The sequence below is a fragment of the Streptomyces sp. SDT5-1 genome (genome assembly GCF_052245995.1).
Classification (GTDB): domain Bacteria; phylum Actinomycetota; class Actinomycetes; order Streptomycetales; family Streptomycetaceae; genus Streptomyces.
In genome coordinates this window covers 5,476,474-5,490,338 of sequence record NZ_CM125963.1, presented here as the reverse complement: position 1 = coordinate 5,490,338, position 13,865 = coordinate 5,476,474, and the positions used below count along the sequence as shown (strand labels likewise).

Annotated in this window: 15 protein-coding genes; 6 read left to right on the top strand and 9 right to left on the bottom strand. The window is 72.4% G+C overall.

Going from position 1 to position 13,865, the window contains the following annotated elements:
• Window positions 1-130 precede the first annotated feature (130 nt).
• The 8 genes from def to ACTWJ8_RS25420 form a co-directional block, all read right to left on the bottom strand.
• Window positions 131-781, bottom strand: coding sequence for a peptide deformylase (gene def / locus ACTWJ8_RS25455; protein WP_356374052.1), 651 nt, complete (start codon window positions 779-781; stop codon window positions 131-133).
• Between the two features lie 84 nt (window positions 782-865).
• Window positions 866-1,846, bottom strand: coding sequence for a tetratricopeptide repeat protein (locus ACTWJ8_RS25450; RefSeq protein ID WP_356374054.1), 981 nt, complete (start codon window positions 1,844-1,846; stop codon window positions 866-868).
• Between the two features lie 105 nt (window positions 1,847-1,951).
• Window positions 1,952-3,199 carry an HD-GYP domain-containing protein gene (locus ACTWJ8_RS25445; protein WP_443260361.1) on the bottom strand — a complete coding sequence of 416 codons (1,248 nt, stop codon included), beginning with the start codon at window positions 3,197-3,199 and terminating at the stop codon, window positions 1,952-1,954.
• Window positions 3,196-4,527: an HD-GYP domain-containing protein gene (locus ACTWJ8_RS25440; protein ID WP_443260360.1), complete on the bottom strand. Its 1,332-nt coding sequence runs from the start codon at window positions 4,525-4,527 to the stop codon at window positions 3,196-3,198. The genes ACTWJ8_RS25445 and ACTWJ8_RS25440 overlap by 4 nt, the downstream gene beginning before the upstream one ends.
• A gap of 128 nt (window positions 4,528-4,655) precedes the next feature.
• The gene (rsrA, locus tag ACTWJ8_RS25435) at window positions 4,656-4,952 is read right to left on the bottom strand and encodes a mycothiol system anti-sigma-R factor (RefSeq protein ID WP_356374060.1); all 297 of its coding nucleotides are present in this window, start codon (window positions 4,950-4,952) and stop codon (window positions 4,656-4,658) included.
• Window positions 4,949-5,614 carry a sigma-70 family RNA polymerase sigma factor gene (locus ACTWJ8_RS25430; RefSeq protein ID WP_356375868.1) on the bottom strand — a complete coding sequence of 222 codons (666 nt, stop codon included), beginning with the start codon at window positions 5,612-5,614 and terminating at the stop codon, window positions 4,949-4,951. Before ACTWJ8_RS25430 ends, rsrA begins: the two co-directional genes overlap by 4 nt.
• 244 nt (window positions 5,615-5,858) lie before the next feature.
• Window positions 5,859-6,494, bottom strand: coding sequence for an alpha/beta hydrolase family protein (locus ACTWJ8_RS25425; RefSeq protein ID WP_443260359.1), 636 nt, complete (start codon window positions 6,492-6,494; stop codon window positions 5,859-5,861).
• Window positions 6,495-6,536: 42 nt separating this feature from the next.
• Window positions 6,537-7,352 carry an SOS response-associated peptidase gene (locus tag ACTWJ8_RS25420; RefSeq protein ID WP_356374063.1) on the bottom strand — a complete coding sequence of 272 codons (816 nt, stop codon included), beginning with the start codon at window positions 7,350-7,352 and terminating at the stop codon, window positions 6,537-6,539.
• A 60-nt stretch (window positions 7,353-7,412) separates the two neighbouring features.
• On the opposite strand from ACTWJ8_RS25420, the gene ACTWJ8_RS25415 reads away from it, so the two are divergent.
• The 4 genes from ACTWJ8_RS25415 (at window position 7,413) to ACTWJ8_RS25400 (ending at window position 10,924) form a co-directional block, all read left to right on the top strand.
• The gene (locus ACTWJ8_RS25415; RefSeq protein WP_356374065.1) at window positions 7,413-8,114 is read left to right on the top strand and encodes a M50 family metallopeptidase; all 702 of its coding nucleotides are present in this window, start codon (window positions 7,413-7,415) and stop codon (window positions 8,112-8,114) included.
• Window positions 8,115-8,150: 36 nt separating this feature from the next.
• Entirely contained in the window at window positions 8,151-9,482 is a 1,332-nt protein-coding gene (gene aroA, locus ACTWJ8_RS25410; RefSeq protein WP_356374066.1) for a 3-phosphoshikimate 1-carboxyvinyltransferase, read from the top strand.
• A gap of 12 nt (window positions 9,483-9,494) precedes the next feature.
• Entirely contained in the window at window positions 9,495-10,505 is a 1,011-nt protein-coding gene (gene rsgA, locus ACTWJ8_RS25405) for a ribosome small subunit-dependent GTPase A (RefSeq protein WP_443260358.1), read from the top strand.
• A gap of 95 nt (window positions 10,506-10,600) precedes the next feature.
• Entirely contained in the window at window positions 10,601-10,924 is a 324-nt protein-coding gene (locus tag ACTWJ8_RS25400; protein ID WP_356374070.1) for a DMT family transporter, read from the top strand.
• Between the two features lie 766 nt (window positions 10,925-11,690).
• On the opposite strand, the gene ACTWJ8_RS25395 is transcribed toward ACTWJ8_RS25400, so the two are convergent.
• Complete coding sequence (locus ACTWJ8_RS25395; protein ID WP_356374071.1) at window positions 11,691-12,281, bottom strand: TetR/AcrR family transcriptional regulator; 591 nt, start codon at window positions 12,279-12,281, stop codon at window positions 11,691-11,693.
• Between the two features lie 153 nt (window positions 12,282-12,434).
• Here ACTWJ8_RS25395 and hisN point away from each other — a divergent pair, with 153 nt between their 5' ends.
• Together hisN and ACTWJ8_RS25385 are read left to right on the top strand one after the other, a co-directional pair.
• The gene (gene hisN / locus ACTWJ8_RS25390; RefSeq protein ID WP_356374073.1) at window positions 12,435-13,229 is read left to right on the top strand and encodes a histidinol-phosphatase; all 795 of its coding nucleotides are present in this window, start codon (window positions 12,435-12,437) and stop codon (window positions 13,227-13,229) included.
• 197 nt (window positions 13,230-13,426) lie between these two features.
• Window positions 13,427-13,828 (top strand): CBS domain-containing protein, encoded by a 402-nt coding sequence (locus ACTWJ8_RS25385; RefSeq protein ID WP_356374075.1) that lies wholly within the window; start codon window positions 13,427-13,429, stop codon window positions 13,826-13,828.
• The last annotated feature ends 37 nt before the right edge of the window (window positions 13,829-13,865 follow it).

Genomic DNA, 13,865 nt, shown 5'->3' with positions numbered 1-13,865 from the left:
GCGTGTGCGCGGGCACGGAAAAGCGGCGCCCGGCCGGGGAGTCACCCGGAGCCGGACGCCGCTCGGCATCCCGTTCGCGTACTGCGAAGGACCTCGAACCGTCGATATGCGGACGAGATGTGAAGGTTTCTCAGGCGTTGGCGACCACGGGGTAGCGCGGCGTGCCCTCGTCCATCTGCTTCAGCGCGGCCTTGCGCTCCCGCTTCGACAGGCGGTCGATGTAGAGGTACCCGTACAGGTGGTCCGTCTCGTGCTGGAGGCAGCGCGCGAAGTAGCCGGTGCCGCGCACGGTGATCGCGTTGCCCTTCTCGTCCCGGCCGTCGACCACCGCGTAGTCGGGGCGAGCCAGTTCGGCGTAGGCCGTCGGCACGGAGAGGCAGCCCTCGTTCGAGTCGTCGAGGCGGCGCTGCTCGGCGGGCAGCTCGCGCAGCACCGGGTTGCAGACGACACCGGTGTGCCGCACGCCGTCGTCGTCCGGGCAGTCGTACACGAAGACCTTCAGGTCGACGCCGATCTGGTTCGCGGCGAGGCCCACGCCCTCGGCGGTGCGCTGGCTCGCGAACATGTCGTCGACGAGCTTGGCCAGCTCGTCGTCGAACTCGGTGACGTCCTTGCACTCCTTGTGCAGCACCGGGTTCCCGACGACGGTGATCGGCCGCGACGTGCCGCGCTCCCGGTACGCCGCCTCCCGCGCCTCGCAGTCCTCGGTGTCGATGACGAAGCCCTCGTCGTCCACGGGGAGCACGGCCGCGTGCTGCTGATCGGTGTCCTGCTGAGCCATGGGGGACGAAAGCCTTCCTGGGAAAAACGGGGGTCGAACCTTTACAGGGTACGGGGGCCGCGCCCCGCGCACCCCGGCCCTCGGCTAACAGACCTCTTCGAGGTCACGCCAGTCACGGGAGTCGGGCGAATCCGCCACCCACCCGTCGAGCAGCCCCCGCACCAGGGACGCCGGCGCGGCCACCCCGCACTCCCGCTCCGGCACCCACAGCTGCCCGTCGGTCCTGTGCCCGAGCGGCCCGGGGTGCCCCGGCTCGCTGTGGTCGTGCGGGTCGAGGTGCGTGCCGTCGCCCTCGTCGGACGGCATCCGGGACTCCGAGCACGTACGGCACAGGAGCCGCACGGACGACGACCAGTCCTCCGCCGCGAAGCCCGCGTCGGCGGCCAGCCGCTCCAGCGCGTCCCGGTCCGCCTCGGTGGCGGCCTCGAGCAGCACCACCCAGGTGGGCACCGGCGAGGGCGCCCACAGCTCGATCTCGTCGAAGACCGGGTACGAGTGCCCGGTCGCGGTGGTCCGCTCGCCGTGCGGGACGCCGTCGTGCAGCACGACCTCGCCCCAGCGGCGGCCGGACGACGGCAGCGGGATGGAGAGCACCTCGATGCGCGCGGGGTCGAGCCTGCGCCCCCACACCACCTCGGCCTCGCCCTCCGGGGAGAGCCGCACGGCGGCGCTCCCCAGGTCCATGCCGGTCGGCTCGCCCGCCGCGGTGACCCCGCCCGGCACCTTCAGCCCGTACGCTTGCCAGGCCCTGCGCGCGAGCGGCCAGTCCTGGAGCGCGGTGGCGGCGATGCCCACGTTCCACCAGTCCGGTGCCCCGCTCTCCTTCTCCAGGAGGGCGACGGCCCGCAGGCCCGTGGTGCGCGCCTGCTCCCAGTCGTGCCGGAACTTGTGCAGCAGCGCGAGGTTGAACCACGACTCCGACAGCCAGGGCTCCAGGTCGGCCGCGCGGGTGAGCAGCGCCCCCGCGTCCTCGTACCGGCCGTCGCCGATCAGCGTGAACGCGCGATCCGTGGCCTGCCGCCAGGAGGCGGAGGGCCGGTGCCGTCCCTTGCCGAAGATCCTCACGATTCCCGCCTGCCGATACTCGAGGCCTGTGCCCCCGGACGCCGAGTTCTCTACCTGGTTCGCATCCAACCACGTACGGCCGGACGACCGCTCATTACCCATGGGTTACCCCACCGACCCTAGGCTCAGACCAGGCTGGGAAACCACTCTGGCCAGGGCCTCCACCACCTCCGGCTGATAGTCGCGCCCGGTGGCCAGGCGCAGGCTCTCCAGGGCCCTGAGCGGCCCCTGAGGTCCCTGTTCCCTCGCCATCTCGTCGTACGCGTTCGCTGTGCGCACAATCCGGGCCGTGAGCGGCTGCTCGCGGTAGGGGTCGGCCTGCCGCTCGACCACCACCGCCACCTGGGTGTCGACGCCGGTCTGCCGGACGACGGCGCCGCCCAGCAGCGCGATCCGGCGCTGCTGGGCGGGCGGCAGCGCGGCGGTGGCGCCCTCCGCCACCGGGTCGAGGAGCGAGAGCTGGCCGATGTCGTGCATCAGCGCGGCGTACTCCAACACGGTCAGATCCGGCCCCGAGAGCCCCAGGTCGCGGCCCACGGCGCGGCTGAGCGCGGCGACCCTGCGGGCGTGGCCGTGCGGCGTGTAGCCGGCGATCTCGGTAGCGCGGGCCAATGAGGTGATGGTCTGCCGATACGTGGTCTTGACCACGGAGTATCTGCGGAACGCCAACTGGGTGAGCAGCAGCGGCAGGCTGATCAGGGGCAGCGCCCACAGCCCGGCCACCGCGACGGCGAGCGCCATCACCGCGCCCGTCGCGCACACCGCCGAGCCGATCCCGAGCGTCGCCCGCAGCTCGTCGCGGAGCAGCGGCCCGAAGGGCCAGCGGGTCCTGGCGTGCGCCATGACGGCGGCCAGCAGGGCGTCGCACAGCGTCGTGAGCACCAGCAGGCCGACGATCAGCAGCGCGTAGTACGAGCCGTGGCCGACCCACTCCTCGAGCACGCCCCGGTTGTAGAGCGGCTGGAAGCAGACGGCGGCGAACCCGACGGTGAGCACGCGCCGCGCCACGTGGTCGAGCGAGGCGCCCCTGCCGCGCGCCACGTACGGCACACAGCCGACGAGCGTGCCCGCGACGACGACCGCGACGACCTGCGCGGCGCCGTGGTGCGTGGGCCGCCCCGCGACCTCGCCGAGCAGCGCGTACGCGAGCGCCCCCGCGGCGCCCAGCGGCGCGGCCTCCCGGTCCTCGGCGCCGCCCCACCGCGTGAGCTCCCCGACGGCGATCAGCACCCCGAACGCGAGCCCGTACCCCCGCTCGACGACGCCGTGCCAGACGGTGTCCCCGAGCGCGAGGGCGGCCACGACGACGGCGACCCCGAACACCCCCGCCAGCAGCCCGCGCCCACCCCTCACCGGGAGGCCGCCGGTGGGGCGGCGAGGCCCTCCGCGCGCGGCGAGGGGACTGCCGGCTCGTCCGCCGTGACCACGGGGTTCCAGCCCTCGCGCGCCAGCACCCGGACAAACGCGGCCACCATCTCCGGGTCGAACTGCGAGCCCGCGCACCGCTCCAGCTCGGCGAGCGCCACCGCGACGGGCCGCGCCCGCGAGTACGTGCGCGTGGACGTCATCGCGTCGAACGCGTCGGCCACCGCCACCACCCGGGCGAACTCCGGGATCTGCGCGCCCGCGAGCCCGTACGGATAGCCGCTGCCGTCGAGCCGCTCGTGGTGGTGCAGGATCGCCGCCCGCGCCTCTCCGAGGAAGGCGATGCCGCGCACCATCTCGTGCCCGTACTCGGGGTGCAGCTGGATGACCTCGCGCTCCTCGGGGGTCAGGGGGCCGTCCTTGCGCAACAGCCGGGTCGGGACGCCGAGTTTTCCCACGTCGTGCAGGATCCCGGCGAACCGCAGCGCCTCGACCCGCTCCCCCGCCATCCCGAGTTCGCGCGCGATCATCATCGAGGCCTGGCCGACCCGCTCGCTGTGCCCGCGTGTGTAGCCGTCCTTGATGTCGACGGCCTGCACCAGCGCCCGGATGGTGGCCTGGTGGGCCGCCCGCTCCCGCTGGTACTGGGCGAACACCCAGCAGGAGATGTACATCGGCAGCAGCACGAGCAGCGCGGCGACGGGGCCGTACGAGCTGGTCCACATCATCGCCATGACGAGGCCCGCGAGCCCGTGCGCGGCCACCGGCGCGAGCATCCGCAGGAACAGACCGCGCCACGCGGCGCGCAGCGGCACCCGCTCGGCGGTGGCGAGCACGCCCCCGTCGAGGACGGTGAGCGCGGCGCAGAACGCGAGCACGGCGGCACCGCCTGGCACCAGCGCGTCGGGGAACCGGGGCTCGGCGACCGCCGCGGGCCCGCCCAGCGCGGCGAAGACCCGCGCCGCCACCCAGCAGGCGAGGGCGAGTTGGCCCGCGCGCCACACCTTGCGCAGCCACGCGGGCCGCCGCTCGACACGGGTGAGGAGGGCGCCGGGCAGCGCGACGAGCGCGGCGGCGGCGGGCGGCAGCAGAAAGGCCCCGGCGAGCAGCACGGGGAAGAACGTCCCCATGCCCCGGGGCGCGCGCCGCCCGAGCAGCCGACAGCGGCCGACCTGCTCGCACCCCGCGTAGAGGCAGGCGAGCAGGACGACGCCGGGCCACGGAGTGGCGGCGGAGAGGGCGGGGGCGGCGCAGACCGCGGCGACACCGGCGGTGAGGAGCACATACGCGCGGGCCACAGGCGGAACCGACCGCATGCCCCAACTCCCTCCCCAAGGCGTCCAGTTCAGGGAGAATAGGACGCGTGGGAAGGCGCTCGCGCCGCATCGCGGGGATTACCGGGGCCGCGGGCCCCGGATTCGCACGATCGGGTGAACTGCGGTGCTCAGGCGAGCGGGTTGCCCATGCCCTCTTCGGGCGTGGTCTGACCCGAGCGGATCAGGTCGATGCGCCCCATGACCTTGGCCCGCAGATCGGTGGGCACGTCGTCATGGCCGCAGCACCGCTTGACCAGCTTCTTCACGGCCTGCTCGAGGCCGTACTTCTCCAGGCACGGGGAGCACTCCTCGAAGTGCACCTCGAACTTGGTGCAGTCACTGTCCGGCATCTCGTGGTCGAGGAACTCGTAGAGATGGTCCAGGACTTCACTGCAGTCCGTCTCGTGCGGCTCTCCGCAGCTCATGAGCCCGAGCCTTTCGCTTCGTTCGCCTGACCGGCACCGGCCGGGACGAGCCCGCGGTCACGGGCGTAGTCCTCGAGCATGCCGCGCAGCTGGCGTCGGCCACGGTGCAGCCGGGACATCACCGTACCGATGGGTGTTCCCATGATGTCCGCGATCTCCTTGTACGCAAAGCCCTCTACGTCCGCGAGATAGACCGCGATGCGGAATTCCTCGGGGATCGCCTGCAGGGCCCGCTTCACGTCCGAGTCGGGCAGGTGGTCGAGCGCCTGCGACTCCGCGGAGCGCAGACCGGTCGACATGTGCGACTCGGCCCTGGCCAGCTGCCAGTCCTCGATCTCCTCGGCCGCGCTGCGCTGGGGCTCGCGCTGCTTCTTGCGGTACGAGTTGATGAAGGTGTTCGTCAGAATCCGGTACAGCCATGCCTTGAGGTTCGTGCCCTCGCGGAACTGGTGGAACGAGGCGTACGCCTTCGCGTACGTCTCCTGCACCAGGTCCTCGGCGTCGGCCGGATTGCGCGTCATGCGCAGCGCGGCCGAGTACATCTGGTCGAGGAACTCCAGCGCGTCCCGCTCGAAGCGCGCGTTGCGCTCTTCCGTGCTCTCCGGGCGCTCGTCCGCCTGGCCGTGCTCGGTCCCTGCGTCGGTCCCTGTGACCGGACCCACCTCCTCGAACGACGTGGCGGAGCCGAAGGAGACCCCGCTCGAATCGGAGGATAGACGACGATCCGGTCCGCCCGCCGCCCGAACGGGAGCGGTCTTGGCCGCGCTCAGCACGCTCCACTCCAGGTCAGGAGCGGTGGCACGGCTGGGGCAAGCGACTGAACCCATGCGGCGGACTTCCTCTCGTACGAACTGTGTGCACCGACAGTCCGCACAACAGTCGTCCCGTCCTCAACATTCCCGATCGCTAGGCGAGTGATCCGGTCCACTTCACGACGGCGTCGGTGATGACGTCGAGGGCCTCGTCCTGGGTGAGGTCGGCGCGCTTCGGCACGGCGAAGCCGTGGTCCCCGTGCGGGACTTCGACGAGTTCGTACGCGGCGCCCTCCGGGAACTCGGCGGGCCTGCCGAACGGGTCGTTGCCACCCTGTACGACGAGCGTCGGCACGCCCGCGCCGAGCAGTTCCTCCGCCCGCGACTTCTCCGGCTTGCCCGGCGGGTGCAGCGGGAAACTGAGCGCGAGGACGGCGGCGGCGCCGAGGTCGCCCGCGGTGCGGCAGGCGACGCGGGCGCCGGCGCTGCGGCCTCCGGCGATCACCGGGAGGCCGGGCGCCGCGAGCGCGGGCCAGACCCCGTGCCACCCCTTGTCGAGCGTCTTCGGCGCGGGCGCGAGCTTCTTCCCCGCGACCCGCCATGGCTGCTCGACCAGCGCGACGGTCACTCCGTGGGCGGGCAGGACGGCGGCGAGGGCCTGGAGGTCGCGCGCCTCGATGCCGCCCCCGGCACCGTGACTGACGGCGAGCGTGAGCCTCGGCTTCTTGGCGGCGTGCCAGGTGATGCGGGCGTCGCCGGTTTCGGTGGCAATGATTTCGCTACGTGTCACCTGCTCATGGTGCACATGATCGGTGCCGGTACCGCCCACGCCTCAGAAGAGCGTCCCCTCCTCGGGGCCCTCCAGCTCCTTCAACAGCTCGGGGCCGTTGTTGCGGACGTTGCTCACCGCCGTGGACACGGGGTACGCCCGCATCAGGCCCTCCGGGGGCGGGGCCAGGAGGGTGCGGAGGTCGTCGACGTCCGTGCGGGCCGGGTCGAGCCAGTCGTCCCACCGGTCCGGCGTCAGCATCAGCGGCATCCGGGGGTGGATGTCGGAGAGCGAGCGCGGGCCCTCCTCGGGCGCGACGCCGAGCGGCGCCGTCTCCGCCTCGGTGGTGATCACGGAGCACGTCACCCACCACGCCAGCGGATGCTCGTCCGGAAGCGTCCGGTCGCGCCAGAACTCGTAGAGCCCCGCCATCGCGAACACCGAGCCGTCCGCGGGCGTCACGAAGTACGGCTGCTTGCGGGGCCGCTTCTTCTTGCCCTCGACCTCCAGGTCGCGCTCGGCCGCCGCGGTCACCCACTCGTAATAACCGTCGGCCGGCAGGATGCAGCGCCGGCTGCTGAAGGCCCGCCGGTACGAGGGCTTCTCGTGCACCGTCTCGGCCCGCGCGTTGATCATGCGGGCGCCGCCCTCCGGCGTCTTGGACCACGAGGGCACCAGACCCCACTTCAGCTTGCGGAGCTGGCGAACCGGACGCCGGTCTTCGGCGTCTTTCACGGGGCGGTCGAGAACCGCGTAGACCTCCTTGGTGGGAGCCACGTTGTAGTCGGCCTCATAGGCCTCCTCCGGCTCCCACTTCTCGATCTCAAAGATTCCTGCGAGATCCTCGGGCCTGCGACTCGATGCATAACGTCCGCACATACGTGCCACAGTGCCAGATGCCGACCCGCCACCGAACCCGAACGGGAGCAGCCTCCACCCATGGACTCCAGCCTCTGGGACCGGATCTTCGGAACCCAGTCCGACCCCGACCAGTGGGTGACGATCGCCACCGGCGTGCTCGCGCTCGCCGCGATCGTGCCGCACTCCCTCTGGCGGCTGACCCGCAACGCGATCACGATCGCCCACGAGGGCGGCCACGGACTGATCGCGCTCGTCATGGGCCGCAGGCTCGACGGCATCCGGCTGCACTCCGACACCAGCGGCCTCACCGTCAGCCGCGGCAAGCCGACCGGTCTCGGCATGGTCCTGACGGCCGCCGCCGGGTACACGGCCCCGCCGCTGCTCGGACTCGGCGGCGCCGCGCTGCTCTCCGAGGGCCACATCACCCTCCTCCTGTGGCTCGCGACGGCGCTGCTCGTGGCGATGCTGGTGATGATCAGGAACGCGTACGGGGCGCTGACCGTGGTGGTCACGGGCGCCGCCTTCGTCCTGGTCTCCTGGCTGACGGGGCCGCAGGTGCAGGCCGCCTTCGCGTACACCGTCGTGTGGTTCCTGCTCCTTGGCGGCGTACGTCCCGCGTTCGAGCTGCAGAGCAAGCGCAGGCGGGGCGGCGCGGGCGACTCGGACGCCGACCAGCTCTCGCGCCTCACGCACGTCCCGGCCGGCATGTGGCTGTTCTTCTTCCACGCCGTCTCACTGTGCTCACTGCTCGGCGGAGGTCGCTGGCTGCTGGGGCTGTGAGCAGGTGGCTTCGCGGGGGCCGACTAGAGTTGGGGCATGACCACGAACCCCGCCCACACCGCCCTCTGGCCCGCCCCCCTCGCGAGCGGGGCCGTCGACGCGACGGTCCAGGTGCCGGGGTCCAAATCCGTCACCAACCGGGCGCTGGTGCTCGCCGCACTCGCCGCGGAGCCGGGCTGGCTGCGCCGCCCGCTGCGCTCCCGGGACACGCTGCTGATGGCGGGCGCGCTGCGCGCGATGGGCGTGGGCATCGAGGAGGGCGTGGGCCCCGACGGTTCGGGGGAGGCCTGGCGCGTCATCCCGTCCGGGCTTCGGGGTCCCGCCACGGTCGACGTGGGCAACGCGGGCACCGTGATGCGCTTCCTGCCGCCGGTCGCCGCGCTCGCCGACGGCGAGATCCGCTTCGACGGCGACCCCCGTTCGTACGAGCGTCCGCTGCACGGTGTGATCGACGCGCTGCGCGTGCTCGGCGCCCGGATCGACGACGAGGGGCGCGGCGCGCTCCCGCTGACCGTGCACGGAGCGGGCGCCCTGGAGGGCGGCCCGGTCGAGATCGACGCCTCGTCGTCCTCGCAGTTCGTGAGCGCCCTGCTGCTGTCGGGTCCGCGCTTCAACCAGGGCGTGGAGGTACGGCACGTCGGCTCGGCGCTGCCGTCCATGCCGCACATCCGGATGACGGTCGACATGCTGCGCGCGGTCGGCGCCCAGGTCGACACCCCGGAGTCCGGCGGCGAGGCGAACGTGTGGCGGGTCACGCCCGGCGCCCTGCTCGGCCGGGACATCACCATCGAGCCCGACCTCTCGAACGCCCAGCCGTTCCTGGCCGCGGCCCTGGTCACCGGCGGCAGGGTCACGATCCCCGACTGGCCCGAGCACACCACGCAGCCCGGCGACGCGCTGCGCGAGATCTTCACGCGGATGGGCGGCAGCTGCGAGCTGACCGCCAGGGGCCTGGAGTTCACCGGGTCCGGCGCGGTGCACGGCATCGACGTCGACCTGAGCGAGGTCGGGGAGCTGACCCCCGGCATCGCCGCCGTCGCCGCCCTCGCCGACTCGCCGTCCACGCTGCGCGGCGTCGCGCACCTGCGGCTGCACGAGACCGACCGGCTCGCCGCGCTCACCAAGGAGATCAACGAGCTGGGCGGTGACGTCACGGAGACCGCCGACGGCCTGCACATCCGCCCCCGCAAGCTGCACGGCGGGATCTTCCACACGTACGACGACCACCGGATGGCCACGGCGGGCGCGATCATCGGGCTCGCGGTGAAGGACGTCCAGATCGAGAACGTGGCGACGACCGCGAAGACGCTGCCGGACTTCCCCGACATGTGGGCCGCCATGCTCCGGACGGACAGCGTCGGGGCGTAGGGACGTATCGCGATGCGCCGCTACGGCAAGCACACCGACGAGGACGACATCCGGCAGCGCCCGAACCGCAAGGGCAACCGGCCGCGGACCAACATCAGGCCCAAGCACGAGGACGCCGCCGAGGGCATGGTCCTCACGGTCGACCGGGGGCGGCTCACCGTCCTCATCGACGACGTCCCCGTGACCGCGATGAAGGCGCGTGAGCTGGGCCGCAAGGCCGCGGTCGTCGGCGACCGGGTCTCGGTCGTCGGCGATCTGTCCGGCAAGAAGGACACGCTCGCGCGCATCGTCCGCATCGAGAGCCGCAGCTCCGTCCTGCGGCGCACGGCGGACGACGACGACCCGTACGAGCGGGTGGTCGTGGCCAACGCCGACCAGCTCGCCATCGTCACCGCGCTCGCCGACCCGGAGCCGCGCCCGCGCATGATCGACCGCTGCCTCGTGGCGGCGTTCGACGGCGGCCTCGACCCGCTCCTCGTCCTGACCAAGTCCGACCTGGCACCGGCGTCCAAGCTCCTCGACCTGTACGGGGATCTGGACATCCCCTACGTCGTCACCAGCCGCGAGGAGCTGGAGGACGGTACGGCGGTGGCGCGGGTGCGCGAGCAGCTCGACGGGAAGGTCACGGCGTTCGTCGGGCACTCGGGCGTGGGCAAGACGACGCTGGTCAACGCGCTGGTGCCGGACGACCAGCGGCGTACGACGGGCCACGTCAACGCGGTCACGGGCCGCGGCCGCCACACGACCACATCGGCCCTCGCGCTGCCGCTGTCCGGGGACGCGGGGTGGGTGATCGACACGCCCGGCGTGCGCTCCTTCGGCCTGCACCATGTGGACCCGTCGCGGGTCATCCACGCCTTCCCCGATCTGGAGCCCGGCACCGAGAACTGCCCGCGCGCGTGCAGCCACGACGAGCCGGACTGCGCGCTCGACGCGTACGTGGCGGAGGGGCACGCCGATCCGGCCCGGCTCTACTCGCTGCGCCGGCTGCTCGCCACGCGGGAGCGGCGCGAGGGGGACTGACCTCAGTCCTGTTTACTGCCGGTGCGCTCCGGTAAGGGCATAATCGCACCAAGCCGGACGCACGATGATCAGTGGAACGCGGGAGGCACAAGGACATGGCGTGGCTGCTGGTCATCGTCGCGGGGATCCTGGAGACGGGTTTCGCCGTGTGCCTCAAGCTCTCGCACGGCTTCACGCGGCTGTGGCCGACGGTCGCGTTCGCTGCGTTCGCGCTGGGCAGCTTCGGGCTGCTGACCCTGTCGCTCAAGAAGCTGGACGTGGGGCCTGCGTACGCGGTGTGGACGGGGATCGGCGCGGCCGGCACGGCGATCTACGGCATGATCTTCCTCGGCGACGTGGTCTCGGTCCTCAAGATCGTCTCCATCAGCCTCGTCATCGCGGGCGTCATCGGCCTCCAACTAAGCGGCTCCGCCCACTGACGGCCCCCCGCTCCTACGCCTCGGGGCTCCGCCCCGAACCCCGCGCCTGTCATGCCGCACCGGCGTTACGCCTTGGGGCTCCGCGCAACGGGGCTTGCCCCGGCAGCCCCGGCCTCACGGCCCTACGCCTCGGGGCTCCGCCCCGAACCCCGCTGCTCAATCGCCGCAGGGGCTTGATTTACCTACCCGAACCCGCAGGCCCCCGATCGCCCACGTCACGGGGCTCCGCCCCGGACCCCGCTGCTCAAACGCCGCAGGGGCTCGATTTACCCACCTGCGCCGCCCCGGCCAGGCCCCCGTCGCCTACCCTCTCGACTCCGCCGCCCAAGATCCCACCCACCCGCCCCCTCCAGGGGCGTCACCCCGCCGGGCAGCCACCCCCGCCACGGGCAACCGCAACGGCTACGGTGAGCCGCCCCCGCCACGGGCAACTGCAACAGCTACCGGTAGCCGCACCCCGCCTCGGGCAAGCGCCGCCGGAACGGCTCCCCACCCGCCGAGGTCGGCCGCACCCCGCCTTGGGCAATCGGCCGCGGGAACGGCCTCCCACCCGCCCACGGTCGGCCGCACCCGACTTGGGCAACATGCCGCCTTGGGCGGCAGGGTGGGCAAGGCGGCGCCCGGTGCAGGCCGAATCCACGGAAGGCGCCGGCCACGGCAAAGCACAGGCACCCCGGTGCAGCGGAAACCGGGCGTCGGGCGCCGGCCACGGCAAGGTTCCGGCCCCCGGCGCCGCGGAAACCGGCCGTCGGCCACGGCAAAGTCGTCAGCGAGGCCGAGGGCCCAGCGCGTCACGGACCAGCCGCCCCACCCCACCCTCCCCCGGCGGAGCCATCACGCAGGACAACGCCAACCGCACCGCCACCTCACAGTCCCGCGTGAGCGACTCCGCATCGGGCTTCGGACCACCGGGAACACCGAGCGCCGCCACGCTCCGATCCCGTACAGCCGCCACGAAATCCCCCGGCCCCGGCAACGGCCCGTCCGCCCTCCGCTGCGCCGGCACGGACGACGACGACGGCACCGCCGACAACGTAGGAGACGGCAACCGCTCGCTCCAGCACCCCGTGAGCGCCGCCCGTACCAACGGATTGCGCCGCGCACTCGCCACCGTCCACTCCGCGACGGCATCGAGCCCGCCCTCCTTCAACGCCCGGTCCACCCCCGCGAGATACGCGTCCGCCTCCCGCCGCACGAGCGCCCGCGCAAGCCCTTCCTTGCTGCCGAACTCGTTGTAGAGCGTCTGCCGCGACACCCCGGCGACGGCCGCGACGTCGACCATCCGCACCCCGCCCCACGGCCTCCGCGCGAGCGCCGTGTAGGCCGCGTCCAGTAGGGATTCCCGCGCTGCAGGCATCGTCGCCTCCCCGGTCCGCCGGGTCCGTCAGGCCTGTACAGCCACAGTTGACGCGCTCGTACGCACTGTCAAGGGCCCGCACCACCCGCCCCCGTCCCGCCGCCGGACCGGTCCCTGTAGCAGTCGGCGTACCTCGATCGATACTGTTCACTCATGCCCGACTACCAAGATGATCTGCGTCTCGCCCACGTCCTCGCGGACGTCGCCGACGCCGCGACGATGGACCGGTTCAAGGCCCTCGACCTGAAGGTGGAGACCAAGCCGGACATGACTCCGGTGAGCGAGGCCGACAAGGCCGCCGAGGAGTTGATCCGCGGCAACCTCCAGCGGGCCAGGCCGCGCGACGCGATCTTGGGTGAGGAGTACGGGATTCAGGGCTCGGGCCCCCGCCGCTGGGTCATCGACCCGATCGACGGGACCAAGAACTACGTGCGCGGCGTTCCGGTGTGGGCGACGCTGATCTCCCTCATGGAGGCGGGCGAGGGCGGCTACCAGCCGGTCGTCGGCGTCGTCTCCGCCCCGGCCCTCAACCGCCGTTGGTGGGCGGCGAAGGGCGCGGGCGCGTACACGGGCCGCAGCCTGACCTCCGCGTCCCGGATCCACGCCTCCAAGGTGAGCCGCCTGGAGGACGCCTCGTTCGCGTACTCCTCGCTGTCGGGCTGGGAGGAGCAGGGGCGGCTCGGCGGCTTCCTCGACCTGACGCGCGCCGTGTGGCGCACGCGCGGTTATGGCGACTTCTGGCCGTACATGATGGTCGCCGAGGGCTCGGTCGACCTGTGTGCCGAGCCGGAGCTCTCCCTGTGGGACATGGCGGCGCCGTCGATCGTGGTGTCCGAGGCGGGCGGCAGCTACACCGGCCTCGACGGGCGCCCCGGTCCGCACAGCGGCAACGCGGCGGCCTCGAACGGCCTGTTGCACGACCAGCTGCTCAGCTACCTGCACGTCTGACGTCACCCACGTCCGAAGCCGGGCAGGGCGCACGCGCATCGGGCCGACCCGTGCGCCCGAACTCGCTTCTCGCGCCCCCTTGTTGACTCTCCCTTTGCCTGCGACTCTGAGAGTCCCCCCACTTGTGAACTTGTGAACCGTTTCTCGTACCGCACGAGCCCGGTCACAGGTGCCCACACAGGAAGGTGGCTCCATCCATGCTCGTCCGTGACGCCATGAGCACGATGGTCCTCACCATCGGCCCCAACCACACCCTGCGCCAGGCGGCCCGGCTGATGTCCGCACGCCGCGTCGGCGCCGCCGTCGTCCTCGACCCGGACGGCATCGGCATCGGGATACTGACCGAGCGCGACATCCTCAACGCCCTGGGCGGGAACCAGAATCCGGACTTCGAGACGGCCGGCACGCACACCACGACGGACGTCGTCTTCGCCGCCCCGTCGTGGACCGTGGAGGAGGCCGCCGCCGCGATGGCGCACGGCGGCTTCCGGCACCTGATCGTGCTCGACGGCCAGGAGCCCGTCGGCATCGTCTCGGTCCGCGACATCATCCGCCACTGGGCCCCGGAGCGACAGCGGACCGCGCCGCTCCCCGCATAGCAGCGGTACGGCGAGAGGGCCGGCTCCCCCGAAGGGG

What these genes read in the sequence shown, in the direction of transcription:
- hisN (WP_356374073.1), top strand. Translation starts at nt 12,435, where the DNA reads ATGCCCGACTACCAAGATGATCTGCGTCTCGCCCACGTCCTCGCGGAC.
- ACTWJ8_RS25400 (WP_356374070.1), top strand. Translation starts at nt 10,601, where the DNA reads ATGGCGTGGCTGCTGGTCATCGTCGCGGGGATCCTGGAGACGGGTTTC.
- ACTWJ8_RS25395 (WP_356374071.1), bottom strand. Translation starts at nt 12,281, where the DNA reads ATGCCTGCAGCGCGGGAATCCCTACTGGACGCGGCCTACACGGCGCTC.
- ACTWJ8_RS25385 (WP_356374075.1), top strand. Translation starts at nt 13,427, where the DNA reads ATGCTCGTCCGTGACGCCATGAGCACGATGGTCCTCACCATCGGCCCC.
- rsrA (WP_356374060.1), bottom strand. Translation starts at nt 4,952, where the DNA reads ATGAGCTGCGGAGAGCCGCACGAGACGGACTGCAGTGAAGTCCTGGAC.
- ACTWJ8_RS25415 (WP_356374065.1), top strand. Translation starts at nt 7,413, where the DNA reads ATGGACTCCAGCCTCTGGGACCGGATCTTCGGAACCCAGTCCGACCCC.
- aroA (WP_356374066.1), top strand. Translation starts at nt 8,151, where the DNA reads ATGACCACGAACCCCGCCCACACCGCCCTCTGGCCCGCCCCCCTCGCG.
- rsgA (WP_443260358.1), top strand. Translation starts at nt 9,495, where the DNA reads ATGCGCCGCTACGGCAAGCACACCGACGAGGACGACATCCGGCAGCGC.
- ACTWJ8_RS25420 (WP_356374063.1), bottom strand. Translation starts at nt 7,352, where the DNA reads ATGTGCGGACGTTATGCATCGAGTCGCAGGCCCGAGGATCTCGCAGGA.
- ACTWJ8_RS25440 (WP_443260360.1), bottom strand. Translation starts at nt 4,527, where the DNA reads ATGCGGTCGGTTCCGCCTGTGGCCCGCGCGTATGTGCTCCTCACCGCC.
- def (WP_356374052.1), bottom strand. Translation starts at nt 781, where the DNA reads ATGGCTCAGCAGGACACCGATCAGCAGCACGCGGCCGTGCTCCCCGTG.